12 protein-coding genes and 1 tRNA gene are annotated in these 12,802 nt (G+C 58.5%); 7 read left to right on the top strand and 6 right to left on the bottom strand.

What is annotated here, in order from left to right:
• Position 1: 1 nt before the first annotated feature.
• Complete coding sequence (locus tag FAA97_RS09285; RefSeq protein ID WP_136598238.1) at positions 2-745, bottom strand: SDR family NAD(P)-dependent oxidoreductase; 744 nt, start codon at positions 743-745, stop codon at positions 2-4.
• A 51-nt stretch (positions 746-796) separates the two neighbouring features.
• On the bottom strand, positions 797-2,218 hold the full coding sequence (locus FAA97_RS09280; protein ID WP_136598237.1) for a phosphomannomutase: 1,422 nt from the start codon (positions 2,216-2,218) through the stop codon (positions 797-799).
• Positions 2,219-2,771: 553 nt separating this feature from the next.
• On the opposite strand from FAA97_RS09280, the gene FAA97_RS09270 reads away from it, so the two are divergent.
• From FAA97_RS09270 to FAA97_RS09260, 3 genes are all read left to right on the top strand, one after another.
• Positions 2,772-3,398 carry a ribonuclease D gene (locus FAA97_RS09270; protein ID WP_136598235.1) on the top strand — a complete coding sequence of 209 codons (627 nt, stop codon included), beginning with the start codon at positions 2,772-2,774 and terminating at the stop codon, positions 3,396-3,398.
• Between the two features lie 67 nt (positions 3,399-3,465).
• A complete protein-coding gene (locus FAA97_RS09265; RefSeq protein WP_136598234.1) occupies positions 3,466-4,419 on the top strand; it encodes a hypothetical protein in 954 nt (317 codons plus the stop codon).
• Between the two features lie 195 nt (positions 4,420-4,614).
• Positions 4,615-4,878 (top strand): hypothetical protein, encoded by a 264-nt coding sequence (locus FAA97_RS09260; protein ID WP_136598233.1) that lies wholly within the window; start codon positions 4,615-4,617, stop codon positions 4,876-4,878.
• Positions 4,879-4,880: 2 nt separating this feature from the next.
• Here the strand turns inward: FAA97_RS09260 and FAA97_RS09255 are convergent, their stop codons facing one another.
• Positions 4,881-6,278 (bottom strand): nicotinate phosphoribosyltransferase, encoded by a 1,398-nt coding sequence (locus FAA97_RS09255; protein ID WP_136598232.1) that lies wholly within the window; start codon positions 6,276-6,278, stop codon positions 4,881-4,883.
• 378 nt (positions 6,279-6,656) lie between these two features.
• Between FAA97_RS09255 and FAA97_RS09250 the strand changes: the two genes are divergently transcribed.
• Entirely contained in the window at positions 6,657-8,213 is a 1,557-nt protein-coding gene (locus tag FAA97_RS09250; protein WP_136598231.1) for a hypothetical protein, read from the top strand.
• 84 nt (positions 8,214-8,297) lie between these two features.
• Here the strand turns inward: FAA97_RS09250 and rpsA are convergent, their stop codons facing one another.
• Entirely contained in the window at positions 8,298-10,001 is a 1,704-nt protein-coding gene (rpsA, locus tag FAA97_RS09245; protein WP_136598230.1) for a 30S ribosomal protein S1, read from the bottom strand.
• Between the two features lie 139 nt (positions 10,002-10,140).
• On the bottom strand, positions 10,141-10,773 hold the full coding sequence (cmk, locus tag FAA97_RS09240; RefSeq protein WP_136598229.1) for a (d)CMP kinase: 633 nt from the start codon (positions 10,771-10,773) through the stop codon (positions 10,141-10,143).
• A gap of 222 nt (positions 10,774-10,995) precedes the next feature.
• Here cmk and FAA97_RS09235 point away from each other — a divergent pair, with 222 nt between their 5' ends.
• Together FAA97_RS09235 and FAA97_RS09230 are read left to right on the top strand one after the other, a co-directional pair.
• Entirely contained in the window at positions 10,996-11,382 is a 387-nt protein-coding gene (locus tag FAA97_RS09235; protein WP_136598228.1) for a TIGR02300 family protein, read from the top strand.
• A gap of 153 nt (positions 11,383-11,535) precedes the next feature.
• Positions 11,536-11,611: transfer RNA gene (locus tag FAA97_RS09230), tRNA-Ala, on the top strand.
• Positions 11,612-11,674: 63 nt separating this feature from the next.
• On the opposite strand, the gene FAA97_RS09225 is transcribed toward FAA97_RS09230, so the two are convergent.
• Positions 11,675-11,881 carry a hypothetical protein gene (locus FAA97_RS09225; protein ID WP_136598227.1) on the bottom strand — a complete coding sequence of 69 codons (207 nt, stop codon included), beginning with the start codon at positions 11,879-11,881 and terminating at the stop codon, positions 11,675-11,677.
• A gap of 127 nt (positions 11,882-12,008) precedes the next feature.
• On the opposite strand from FAA97_RS09225, the gene FAA97_RS09220 reads away from it, so the two are divergent.
• Positions 12,009-12,800, top strand: a complete 792-nt coding sequence (locus FAA97_RS09220; RefSeq protein WP_136598226.1) for a YdcF family protein — start codon at positions 12,009-12,011, stop codon at positions 12,798-12,800.
• The last annotated feature ends 2 nt before the right edge of the window (positions 12,801-12,802 follow it).

Below are 12,802 nucleotides of genomic sequence, written 5' to 3'. Positions count from 1 at the left end.
GCTAACGGAGCATTCGTTTTGTCAGGGCAAAGCGAAGGCGGTGGGGCAGGGCATGCAGGAAGCGAATTGCGACCGCCATCTTCCAAGGGAAGATGATTTCAAATCTCCCGGCACGGAGCCCCTTGGCAATGAGATCAGCGGCCTCTTCCGCACTGATCAGAAACGGCATTGGAAAGTCGTTTTTCCGTGTGAGCGCCGTATCGACAAAGCCGGGATTGACGATCGAAATCTGCACACCGCTTCGGGCGAGGTCCGGATAAAGCGCCTCGCACATCACGTTCAGCGCAGCCTTCGTTGCGCCATAGCTCGCGGCACCAGGTAGCCCGACATAGCCTGAGACAGAGGCGACAACAGCGATGTGACCCCGCCGACGCTCCATCATGGGTGTCATCACGGTCTCCAGACAGGCAGCAGTCGCGATCACGTTCAGATCGAACATCGCCTTGGTCGTTGATGCCTTAAAATCCTTTGCATAATCGCGCTTGTAGGAGCCGGCGGCGAAAACAGCGAGATCGACCGGACCGAGCCTTTGCTCAATATCGGCATGAACCGCACGCACGGCATCATGATCGGTGACATCGAGAGGGAATGGCACGATGTGACCAGACCGTCGTGCCGCCAGGCTTTCGAGCGCTTCCACGCCTCGGGCGCTCGCCGCCACCGTGTAACCATCCTCAAGCAGCCGCTCTGCCAAAGCCAGCCCGATCCCCGAACTGGCACCGGTAACCCACGCAATCTTGGTCATGAAATCTTTCTCCTGATTCACAACCCAGTACGTGGCCAGTCGCTCGGCGGTTCAAGCCTTCCAGGATGCTATACGCTGAAGGCCATTCTTCAGCAGCGTCTGGGCTGTCGGCAAATCGATTGCTTCGACATAGCAGCGCATCTCCGGAGCATTTCCAGAGGGCCGCAAATGAAGAATGCTGCCGTCCTCAAGCGTCATGCGAAGGCCGTCAATGTCGCTTGTTTTGACAACCGAACCGAGCGGGGAGAGAAAGTCCGAAAGTGCTGCGGGGGCGTTTCTCAAAGTTTGCATCAACGCCTGGCTTCGTTCAGTCGGGAAATTCTCCAGCCGGTCGCTGAGTGCGACGGGCAGCTTGAACTCGCTCACAAGCGCCGACAAAGGAACCTGTCGCGCGGCGGCAATCCCAAGCACGGCGAGCGCCGGAAGAAAACTGTCGCGGGTGGGGAGGGCTGCGATGGTTTTGCCGGAGAGCTCGAAATCCGTGCCGAGCATCAGGCCGCCATTGGCCTCGAAGCCAAGAACCTTGGCGTGACCAGCAGCGATGTCTTCATTCATCGCGGCGATCACATAAGGCGAGCCGACCTGGGTGCGGCGCACCGCGAAGTCGCCATTGCTCTCAATGCCGGAGTTTGAGGTCACAGGTGTCGCAACAAAGGCCGCGCCGAGAAACCGCGCAGAGAGAAGGCCGAGAAAATCGCCGCGAAGTGGCAAGCCATGTTCGTCCGTTACCAGCGGGCGGTCGCCGTCGCCATCGGTTGAGATGATCGCGTCGAGCGACAAGTCATCGGACCATTGTGCGAGGAGCGAGATCGTCTCCGCTGAAACAGCTTCCGTATCGACGGGAATGAACCGATCTGATCTGCCGAGCGCAAACGCGGTTGCGCCGAAGTGTTCGAGAACGGCCATCTGAAGGTCGCGCGCAACCGAACTGTGCTGATAGACCCCGATGCGTTTACCTTTCAAAGCGTCTGGCGGCAGCAAATCTTTGTTCCGCCGCAGGAACAGGTCTGCCGCTTCGGCCTCTGCGGATTTTCCCGTGCCCCTGGCAACTGCGGTTGCGGTAGCATCGTCTTCTAGCGATTTGGCCAGCAGTGTGATGGCCTCTTCGTCCCGTTTGTCGATTTCACCATCGGGACGGTAGAACTTGATGCCGTTTCTGTCTGCGGGGATGTGCGATCCCGTTACCATCAGAGCAGCTGCGCCTATGGAGCTTGCGTAAAGGGCCAAAGCCGGTGTGGGTATCGTACCGCAGTCAACTGGCTCATAGCCGGCCCGCTGGATGGCCGCCATCACGGTTGCGGCAATCTCAGGACTGGACGGGCGGAAGTCTCTGGCAATCGCGATGGGCGAGCCGGCAGCAAGACCAAGGGCGTTCATATGCTTGCAAAAGGCTGTTGCATAAAGGGCGGACACCGACCCTACGAGATCGTCGGATAGGCCGCGCAAGCCACTCGTGCCGAATTTCACTGACATCGGATCCTCCATGTTCGTCGTATGCATTAGCCTGCGGTTCAGGCCAGCTCAAGGTCGATGGACGAACGAATGGAGATGAGGATTGTTTCCGCAAGGCAGAAACGAAAAGAGCCTGGCGCGGGAGGAGGATGCGCCAGGCTCTTAAACTTGATCGGCAATTGGGAGGAGGAGGAGTATTGCCGATCCTACCGAGCGACGCTGGGAGGAGGAGTGCGTCGCTTCGATGATTTGTTTATAGACCGAGTCGTTTGATGTGCCAACAATAGTTGTTGCAACGCACCAGTGCGCACAGCGCATAGCTCCCCCTGTATGTTCATGGGTTCTTATCAAGAGAAATCACTCGCGTGATGTGCTTTTCCTTCCGTTTCAAGCAAATGCGCCGTCTGCGGCCTTGCCACATGGTCAAGATCAGGTAGCCGGACGGATATATCCACCACTCTCCATGCATGGCGTACACGCCTCCGCAATGCAGGAGGCCTGGCGCGGGGCGGGTGGTGGATCGATCGTCCTTGGGGTATAGCGATCAGAATACATGGACGGATGGGAGAATTTCATGGCGACGACGATCCGCTATCACGAGAACGATATCTCAGAGCAGGATGCGGCGCGGTACACTGGAGCCATAGCTGTTGATACCGAAACGCTAGGTCTGGTGCCGCGTCGGGACCGTCTGTGTGTCGTCCAACTGTCTCCTGGCGATGGAACTGCAGATGTTGTCCGGATTGCTCCTGGACAAACGGCGGCGCCGAATCTGGTGGCGATGCTCGGCGACGACACGCGGCAGAAGATTTTTCACTACGGCCGTTTCGACATTGCCGTTCTGTTTCACACCTTCGGGGTTACCTCCGCTCCGGTATTTTGCACAAAGATCGCGTCCCGGCTGACAAGAACCTACACGGATCGTCATGGTCTGAAGGATAATCTCCGCGAGATGCTGGAGGTCGATATCTCAAAGGCCCAGCAATCGTCGGACTGGGCCGCAGAGGTTTTGTCGCAGGCTCAGCTGGAATATGCTGCCTCTGATGTGCTTCATCTGCACGCGCTGCGGGACAAGCTGACGATGCGCCTGATCCGTGACAAGCGTCTTGATCTCGCCGAAGCCTGCTTCACCTTTTTGCCGACGCGGGCAAAACTCGATCTTCTTGGCTGGGAAGATACCGACATCTTCGCGCATACCTGATTTGCATATCATTAATTGTATCAGCCTATCCTGACGCAACCGATTCGGTTTCTGCGGGATGTTTTTGATGCTGTCTCCTCTCGACCTAGCCTATGGCGCCGTTGCAACGGACACGCTTCGTTCAATCTCCGTTCAACTGGAGGAACAAGCCAAGGAAGAGCGTGAAAAGCATAGCATCGCCCCCAAACCAGACCCTGTGACGGAAGCCCGGATCTCGGTCAGCAAGGAGGCGCAGGAAAGTCGCGGAAAAATCATCTCCGCGATGCTCAGTCATCAGCATGTCAGCACCAACGAAATGGTCATGGCACTTGCCGACAAGGTCGCGGAAAAGCTCGGCATCGATACATCGAAGGAACGTTCTTATCTGATGCTCGGCAAGATCATTGGTGATCTGGTCGAAAAGATGGATGCCGGAACGCGCAAAGCGCTCGAAGAGGCGGTTGGCCTCGACACGTTGGGCATATCCATATCAACCTTTGCATCCGCCTTGAGCGACCCCACGGGCGCGGCCCGACAGCGGCTAGACGAGGCGTTGCTCAGGACAGCGGGTCGCGGCGGCGTGACGGAAGCGACGTCACGGATCGTTGCAAGGCTGCAAGATGCTGCAGATCCGCAATCTCTTGAGGAGATCAAGGCGCGTGAAGGGATCGACGATCCGGTCCGACCCAAGGATGCAAGCGGCCGGGAAGAGCAGTTGCATGCTCTACAGTCAGCCAAGGCGATCGAGAACCTGGAGGATGTAAAGCTCATTCGCGAAAAGCTCGCGGAGCAATCCAAGGAAACCGGAAGTGGCGAGGTGACAGTTGAAGACGGTGATCTGCTTTTGCTGCTTGCGGGACTCTCCGACGCGGACACTGAAAGTATCCCGGCAGACGCGACGGTCGAGGACAACGCCAAGGAAAGTGTGAGCATCGGCTCGACAAGACCGAAGGATCAGGTGGACGGGAAAGACGGAGACACTGGTGTCGACCGCGTGTCCACGCTTATCGAAAGATATCTTCACCGCCTCTACGAGTCATAGAGGATCTAAACGGTCGTAAGCGGCGGGTGTCCAGTCGCTGTCCCCGGGCAGTTGGATTCCACTGTGAAATTTCCTTGATTAAAATTTGTAGAGGGGTGAGGCCCGTCCCGGCAAGACTTCATTAAGGCCAACCTCCGATCATCATCATGTATTTGGATCAAGGTGCGTCCTGATGGACGAAAAGAAACGGGCACGATGACGGTAGCGAGCAATGCTCTAGTGACGGCAATGATCAGCGCCTCAAGCTGGGCCGATCTGCCCTTTGATGATTACCCGCCGTCCTTTGGCGAGCACGCGATAGTGGAAGAGCAAAGTTTGCGTTCACACGCGCCAGCCACATGGCTTGATGCTGTCAGCGTCGACGAGCGGTGCCGCGCGGAGAAGGCGCTGCCCATCCGCGGGCCCGCACCCTGCGATGAAGCCGGGCTTTATCCGCGATTTCTGCGCCTGGACGACTGAAATCAGGCATTGCGGCTGGCGGTGGTCGCGCGTGCGCGGACCTCATCGAACGACCAGTCGACAAGAAGTTCGCCATTTTCCCACACAGGCTGGAAGAAGTTCTCACGGCCATCAAGTTCCGCATACGGCACGGAGACAACATCGATGCCGTCGGCGATTGCGGCCACGCGGCCCGTACCGGTCGAATTCACTTGAGCATGCGCGCGTCGCCTGCCGAGTTCGCGCCACTGTCCATCTTCGCCCATGGCGGCGGTGGCGCGCATCGTGAAAGAGACAGTGCCCCGATTGACCTTCTGCAGCAGTCCTGAACCCATGCCGAAGGAGATGTTTTCAGCAGAAAAGCCCATGCTTTCCAGGCGGCCAAGGATCATCTGAATATCCTGCAGCGAAACGCCATCAGACTGGAGAACCCGGACATTCGCGTCGATGACTTTGAACCCCTTGGTGTTCAAACGGGTTCCGAAAGCATAAGCCAGCTGGGCAACAACCTGCACGGGCGTGTCGATCGGATCGCCGCTATCGGGGCGAATGACCAGAACTCCGCCACCCTTGCGGACCTCTTCCTGCAGCGTCTTGCCCCAGATCTCGGTGACCGCGGTGTGCAGATCATAGCTGTCTGAAACGACGGAGTAGGACCCTTTTGCCGCAAACATGTAGATCATATTGCGATAGGCGTTGATTTCTCCGCCCTGACCCCAGCTGGTTATGCTGGCATGCTCGGCTGAGGGAATGGAGAATGCGGGCATCGAGTGCTGGTAGTAGCGCCTTGCATGCATCACGGCAGGAAGTGAATCGGAGCTGTCGAAATGCACGAGGTGGGCAACTCCTCCGATAGCAGCCTGTTCAAGGCTGCTTGTGCTGCGCGCACCGAAGTCGCTGATGCGGCTAGGCATCAGTCTATCAAGATCGTCCGCAGACCTGTCCAGATAAGGCTGTAGCGCGAGACGTGTCCGCCAGGCGGTGGTCGCCACTGTGGAGGGATACCAGATCGCTCGGAGAAGCGCCGTTTCCACGTGTGACGTCAGCCAGGGCAGCTCGGGATCGGTGTTGACCACCTGCACCATGGGAACACCGCGGCGAAGCGCAATGCCTTCCGGCAATGCCTCGATGCGAAGCGGCAGGTAGCCACCGTGCTTGGTGAGGATATGCTGCCAGCCAGCCTTGAAGAAGGGTTGCCCATGCGCCTGTGCCACGTCTTCAGCCTCGGCAATGTCAGCTGCTCGCACCGGTTCGCCCAGATAGGCTTTAAGATACATCTGAAGGCCGAAGAACATCAGTTCAGGCCGTAGCGATTGTCCGCGCGTCGTCGCTAGCGCACTGACATGCCGTGTCCCCGGAGCGTATTGCACCGGTTGGCTAAGCTTGTAGCTGTCTGTGTCGAGGATCGGATTGTATCGCATGGGCTGACTTTCAAATGAGGATGCGGCCTCGCTATCGTGAACGCTTTTCACTGTGCGAAGCTGATTTTCAGATTTTGTTAACCGCAGCCACCGAAGATTCTTGTTCTGCTAGCAGTCGGCGCGCAGATTCGCGGCGAGTATCCGAAAGATTGCAACAAGCTCAAGGGGCCGCCTAAGCGGTTCAGATCGGCTGAGGGTGTCATGCTTCTGCCAGTTGGAGCAAGATCTGCGACGAATTCTGTGATCTCGGTCGCCAAACCCGTAGAGCCAGGCGACCGGACGCCTGCGCCGGCCGTCGCCAATCCCACCATACCATCTACTCCATCCGATACTTCAGTTTCCAAACTCAGTCTTGCAATGTTGAGTGGGCAGGGAACGATGGAAAAGAGTATCGCGCGAGTCGCGGAGGTCGTCGGCCAGTTTCTCGGAATAGCGAGGGGCGATCTGGAGCCGGCCGATGCCTACGTCACGCGTCTCGCAGTCGCAATCAATGCTTTGCCTGAGGCCGAACGATTGAAATTGCAGGCTTTCGTGGCGCGGACATATGCCAAGCTGCAACTGAATGTGCTCATCGCTGCGATGAGCAATTCTTCCGGAAAGGAAGCCATCACGGTCGCAATTGCCCTCGAGATTTCCCAGGAAGCTCAAGGAGATCGGCAGACCCAAACGATCATTTCATCCTATCGTCAGGCGGGTGGCGATCCCGCTCGCGAACAAAGTGCGTATCGCCCACCCGTTTTGCCCGTCACAACGGCATCGTCGCCACCCGCTTCGGTGTCGGCGAGCACCAATCAGCTCCCCGGCACAGCAGGGAGTGCACTTCCGCCGCGGTCGCCTGAAGACCGCACGCGCGCAGCGGGCGCAGAAAAAACAACCGCTTCGACGGCTATCAGCGTTGTCGGCGACGTCGACATTGAGCCGTCCGGCTCGCAAACAAAAGCCCCCAGCCGACTGGTCACGATCTCCACCGAGCGAGCAACCCAACCCGCGTCTCGAGGCGATTCCGAACAAACCTCAATGGAGGGCCGGATTTCGCCTCCGGCGATCCGCGATAGTGCTTCGAGCCCGAACTGGAAAGATCGGCTTGCTGCATTCTTGGGTGCCCGGCAGGCCATCGAGCCCCAGGATGCCCAGATCAAAGGCAGTGGAATCGGGTTGGAGAGAGACGCTGCTGCTGCGTCTCGGGAAAATACTCCAAAGGCGCAGTCGGAGCGGGCGGGAAATGGTGTCTACTCGGTAGCGCCATTACCACCCGCACTCGCGCCTCCTTTTGCAACTCCGGATCAGAACCAGTCTGACCTGATTTCAAGCCTCTTCAGGCTGGCGCAACAAACCGACGCGCAAACACGTGAGGCCGATGCGACCACGGGGCGCGAGGCCGAGACGAAAATGCCCCAGAACCCTGAGCCCGCTACCAATCGGGGGCAGGACGCCAAGGAAACAGACACCCCCCGGCCGGGTGTCGCCCGCCTGGAGCTTGCTGATGCGAAAGGACAGGACGCCAATGCATCTCCTCTCTTGAGCACGCTGACTGGCGATGCGCCCGCCACCGTGCCAATCGCACGTGAAGCGGTCCCTTTTGCGATGTTTCATTATCTCGCTCATGACGAGCCCGAGGATCAGAACGGACTGCATGAGGATGAGGAGGGGCATGACGAGCGTGAGGACGAAGGGGAAGATGACCTGTCCGGCGAGGAAGCCGAAGGTGATGCGACCGACGAGCAGACATCGCAAAATGACGAACTGCTCTCGCCAGAACATGGCGAACAAGGCGAAAGCGATCTGCTGGAGCAGCCCTCGGAGCCCACGGAGAAATATCCGAAGCCGCGCGCTCAGCGGTTACAAGAGGCGCAGCAAGTTGGCCCCTCTCACCGCGAACTCTCTGCCGCCGATCCGATGCATCAGATGTATTTGCGCATGTCTGGCGGCATCTGATTGAACCCAAGCGATCGCGGTCACAAAAAAAACCCGCCGGACGAACAGCGTCCGGCGGGTTCTTTAATTCACAAACAGCGAGGATTAGTCGTTGCTGCGGTTCTTGAGGGCGGCACCCAGGATGTCGCCGAGCGACGCGCCCGAGTCGGACGAACCGAACTGAGCAACAGCTTCCTTCTCTTCTGCGATCTCGAGAGCCTTGATCGACAGCATAACCTTGCGGTCCTTCTTGGAGAAGTTCGTGACGCGAGCATCAAAAACCTGGCCAACGGCGAATCGCTCAGGACGCTGGTCGTCGCGGTCGCGTGCGAGGTCGGCACGACGGATGAACGAAGTGATGTCTTCGTGAGCGACGAGCTTCACTTCGACGCCACCATCGTTCACGCCGATGACTTCGCACGAAACGACGGCGTTCTTTCGCAGGTCGCCGGAAGCGGCGGCATCGCCAACCGAATCCTTGCCGAGCTGCTTGATGCCGAGCGAGATGCGTTCCTTCTCGACGTCGACGTCGAGAACGACGGCCTTGACCACGTCACCCTTGTTGTACTCTTCGATGACCTGTTCGCCCGGACGGTTCCAGTCGAGGTCGGAGAGGTGAACCATGCCGTCGACGTCGCCTTCGAGGCCGATGAACAGGCCGAATTCGGTCTTGTTCTTGACTTCGCCTTCGACTTCAGTGCCGGCCGGATGGCTGAAGGCAAATGCCTGCCACGGGTTCTCGAGGGTCTGCTTGAGACCGAGCGAGATACGGCGCTTGGACGGATCGACTTCGAGGACGACAACGTCGACGTCCTGCGTGGTCGAAAGGATCTTGCCGGGATGAACGTTCTTCTTCGTCCAGGACATTTCCGAGATGTGGATCAGGCCTTCGATGCCCGGCTCCAGCTCGACGAATGCACCGTAGTCGGTGATGTTCGTGACGGTACCGGAGATCTTCTTGCCAACCGGGTACTTGGCAGCGATGCCATCCCACGGATCCGACTCGAGCTGCTTCATGCCGAGCGAGATGCGGTGGGTTTCCTGGTTGATACGGATGATCTGAACTTTGACCGACTGGCCGATGGACAGGATTTCCGAAGGATGGTTGACGCGGCGCCATGCCATGTCGGTAACGTGCAGCAGGCCGTCGATGCCGCCGAGGTCAACGAACGCACCGTAATCGGTGATGTTCTTGACGACGCCGTCAACAACCTGACCTTCTTCGAGGTTCTGCACGATTTCCGAACGCTGCTCGGCGCGGCTCTCTTCGAGAACCGTACGACGCGATACCACGATGTTGCCGCGACGCTTGTCCATCTTGAGGATTTCGAAGGGCTGCGGGTTGTGCATCAGCGGGGTCACGTCGCGGATCGGACGGATGTCGACTTGGCTGCGCGGAAGGAAGGCAACGGCGCCGTCGAGGTCGACCGTGAAGCCACCCTTGACCTGGTTGAAGATGACGCCTTCAACGCGTTCGCCAGCTTCGAACTTGGCTTCAAGCTTGATCCAGCTTTCTTCGCGGCGAGCCTTTTCGCGCGACAGAACAGCTTCGCCGAGAGCGTTTTCGATGCGCTCGACATAAACTTCGACTTCGTCGCCAACCTTCAGCGAGCCGTCCTTCGAACGGGCGCCGAATTCCTTGAGAGCGATGCGGCCTTCGACCTTGAGGCCGACGTCAACGATGGCGACGTCCTTCTCGATGGCCGTGACGATGCCCTTGGCGACATAGCCTTCGGCCAGGTCGGTCTTGGCAAAGGATTCCTCGAGGAGGGCAGCAAAGTCCTCACGCGACGGGGTAGATACAGACATGGAAACTCCTAATCGCATCAGAAGATGCGCATGCGCCGGGGGTTCGTGTTGGTCACGGCCGATCCCGCATCCGCCCTCTTGAGAGAGCAATCCGGCGCGAGGATGAGAAATCGGCAAATCGAGAGGATTGATCCTCCCGTTATCGGCATTGCGTCAGGGCAGCATCGATCAGAGACTTCGCCGCCAAGAATGCGGCCTCTATACTCATTTCGGAAGTATCTAGCAAGTGTGCGTCTTCAGCTGGTTTCAAAGGGCTGTCGGCGCGTCCCATGTCGCGCTCGTCGCGCTTCTTCACGTCGGCGAAAATCTGGGCGAAATCGGCGGGCTGGCCCTTGCCGATGATCTCGTCATAGCGACGCCTCGCCCTTACCTCGGGCGACGCCGTGACATAAAGCTTGACCGGGGAGTCCGGGCAGACCACCGTTCCGATGTCACGCCCATCAAGCACGGTGCCCGGTGCCCGGCGTGAGAACCGGCGCTGCGCTTCGACGAGCGCCCTGCGAACGGCCGGCATCACGGCGATCTTCGAGGCGGCCTCGCCGATCCCGTTTGCGGAGAGGATATCGCGGTCGAGGCCGGCAAGGTCGAGCGACAACGCAATCCGTTCCGCGATCGCTTCGTCATCAAGAGGCAGCCCCGCATCGAGAAGCGCCTTGGCCGTTGCCCGATAGGTCAGGCCGGTATCGAGGTGATGAAAACCGTAGGTCTCGGCAATGCGCCGCGACAAGGTGCCCTTTCCAGCCGCTGCCGGCCCATCAATGGCAATAATCATCTCGTCCCCTGTCTTTCCCGGTTATGGAAACTGTCTGATACAAAGCTTGCGTCAGCTTGCCAAGCAAGAGCGGCGGCACGCGGCTGGCGGACTGCGCCCGCAGATTGCCTTTGACAGGACGAAAATCAACGATTAAGGGGACCGACTACGATTTGGCCGGCCTTGAGCCGGGCGCTTGGCGCATGCCCCTTTATTTCTTCACGACTTCATGAGGCTTTGACAGTGGCGAAGGCAGAACTTGGAACGAAACGGACTTGCCCCGACACCGGCAAGAAATTCTACGACCTGAACAAGGATCCGATCGTGTCGCCGTACACGGGCAAGTCCTGGCCGCTCTCCTATTTCGAGGAAACTTCGGTTGCCGCGATCATGGAAAAGGCTGAGGAAGAGGATGTCGCGGAAGTCGATACCGAAAACACCGACGTTGAACTCGTCTCGCTCGAAGACGGTGACGACGCAGCAGGCGGCGACGACATCCCCGATATGGGCGATGACGACGTGGAGATCGACGGCGACGACGACGATACCTTCCTGGAGGCCGACGAAGACGACGACGACGATGACATGACCGGCCTGATCGGCGTCACCGGCGACGACGACGAAGTCTGATATTTCAATGATTTCGAGCCCGGGCCTAAAAAAATGCCCGGGCTTTCATTTTTCGGCTTGCCATCTCCGATTACCGGAAGTATCAAGCCGCCACCCCGACGGAAGCGACGCTTTCAAACGGGTTCCCGGAGCCGGAACAACCGGTACCCTGATGGGGCTATAGCTCAGCTGGGAGAGCGCTTGCATGGCATGCAAGAGGTCAGCGGTTCGATCCCGCTTAGCTCCACCAAATTTTCCCCAATTGTCTATTTTGAGAAATGCGGCCCTTGAGGCGCGTCGGAAGCAGATGTCTTCAACCTGACACGCAGTCGAAAAGGTCTGCCCGTTCGCGTGTGGTGCTGCGATCGATCTGGAACCAGTCGATGATCTTGGAGGTGTCGATGCTTACCTCGCCGTCTCGAAGGCGAAGGGTGAGTCGGTGGTCGCGAAGACGGATGGGAGTTCCGATGTAGATTCGGTCTGCGCCTGCGTCGTCTACAGTATCAATGGCGAAGCGCATGATGGCTCCTGGCTGAAATGCTTGATCGAAATGGGTGACAATGGACAGGCCTTTTAGTACGCCCTGCTTGAGTGAAGCTGGTCACCGGCGGTGATTGCTCAAACGATTGAGGCTGCAGGGGTATTATATGTTCGTCGTCTCAAAACTGTTTTGGCTGGCGGTTCAGCCGCTATCCCTTGCCTTTGCAACCGTTCTGCTGTCCGTACTGCTGATTGCCTTCAATCGGCGCCGCGCTGCACTTTTGTCTCTCTCGCTGTCGCTGACCATTCTCTTCGTGACGCTCTACACCACCACCGGATCGGTTCTGCTTCAGGGCCTTGAGGCACGCTTTCCCAAGCCGTCGGCAGATCCATCTGAGATGTCCTGCATGATCGTGCTGGGCGGAGCCTTCGAGACGGAGGTGACAACGACACGCGGCGGGATCGAACTCAATCAGTCCGCCGATCGCTTTGTCGAGGCCCTCCGCTTGGCGAAAGCCTATCCTGCCGCCCGGCTTCTGGTCTCAGGCGGCGATGGTTCGCTCAGTGGTCGCTTTGAAGGGGATGCGGTTGTATCACGACGCTTCTTCGAGACCTTCGGAATTTCCGGTTCGCGGCTGATCGAAGACAGAACTTCCCGCAACACGGATGAGAACGCTGCAAATACCAAGGGGCTTCTCTCCGCGGAGGGGCTTACCGATTGCCTACTCGTCACTTCTGCATTTCACATGCCGCGATCGGTCGGACTTTTTCGAAAGCAGGGGCTGATCGTGACGCCATGGCCTGCCGATTATCGCACCAGCGGCGATGTTGCCCTGACGCTGGACTTCACGCAGCCGACCTTGAATGCGCAGCAGACGGCCACTGCCGTTCGCGAGTGGGTCGGCCTGTTCAGCTATTGGCTGCTTGGTCGGATCGACGAACTTTATCCGTCCCCCTGACG

The organism is Peteryoungia ipomoeae, assembly GCF_004912165.1.
Classification (GTDB): domain Bacteria; phylum Pseudomonadota; class Alphaproteobacteria; order Rhizobiales; family Rhizobiaceae; genus Allorhizobium; species Allorhizobium ipomoeae.
Note: the sequence above shows the minus strand (reverse complement) of the source record. Positions and strands in the feature narration are given on the sequence as shown.

Bases quoted from the DNA above. Each gene is read 5' to 3' on its own strand.
- FAA97_RS09285 (WP_136598238.1), bottom strand. From the start codon at position 745: ATGACCAAGATTGCGTGGGTTACCGGTGCCAGTTCGGGGATCGGGCTG.
- FAA97_RS09280 (WP_136598237.1), bottom strand. From the start codon at position 2,218: ATGTCAGTGAAATTCGGCACGAGTGGCTTGCGCGGCCTATCCGACGAT.
- FAA97_RS09270 (WP_136598235.1), top strand. From the start codon at position 2,772: ATGGCGACGACGATCCGCTATCACGAGAACGATATCTCAGAGCAGGAT.
- FAA97_RS09265 (WP_136598234.1), top strand. From the start codon at position 3,466: ATGCTGTCTCCTCTCGACCTAGCCTATGGCGCCGTTGCAACGGACACG.
- FAA97_RS09260 (WP_136598233.1), top strand. From the start codon at position 4,615: ATGACGGTAGCGAGCAATGCTCTAGTGACGGCAATGATCAGCGCCTCA.
- FAA97_RS09255 (WP_136598232.1), bottom strand. From the start codon at position 6,278: ATGCGATACAATCCGATCCTCGACACAGACAGCTACAAGCTTAGCCAA.
- FAA97_RS09250 (WP_136598231.1), top strand. From the start codon at position 6,657: ATGGAAAAGAGTATCGCGCGAGTCGCGGAGGTCGTCGGCCAGTTTCTC.
- rpsA (WP_136598230.1), bottom strand. From the start codon at position 10,001: ATGTCTGTATCTACCCCGTCGCGTGAGGACTTTGCTGCCCTCCTCGAG.
- cmk (WP_136598229.1), bottom strand. From the start codon at position 10,773: ATGATTATTGCCATTGATGGGCCGGCAGCGGCTGGAAAGGGCACCTTG.
- FAA97_RS09225 (WP_136598227.1), bottom strand. From the start codon at position 11,881: ATGCGCTTCGCCATTGATACTGTAGACGACGCAGGCGCAGACCGAATC.
- FAA97_RS09220 (WP_136598226.1), top strand. From the start codon at position 12,009: ATGTTCGTCGTCTCAAAACTGTTTTGGCTGGCGGTTCAGCCGCTATCC.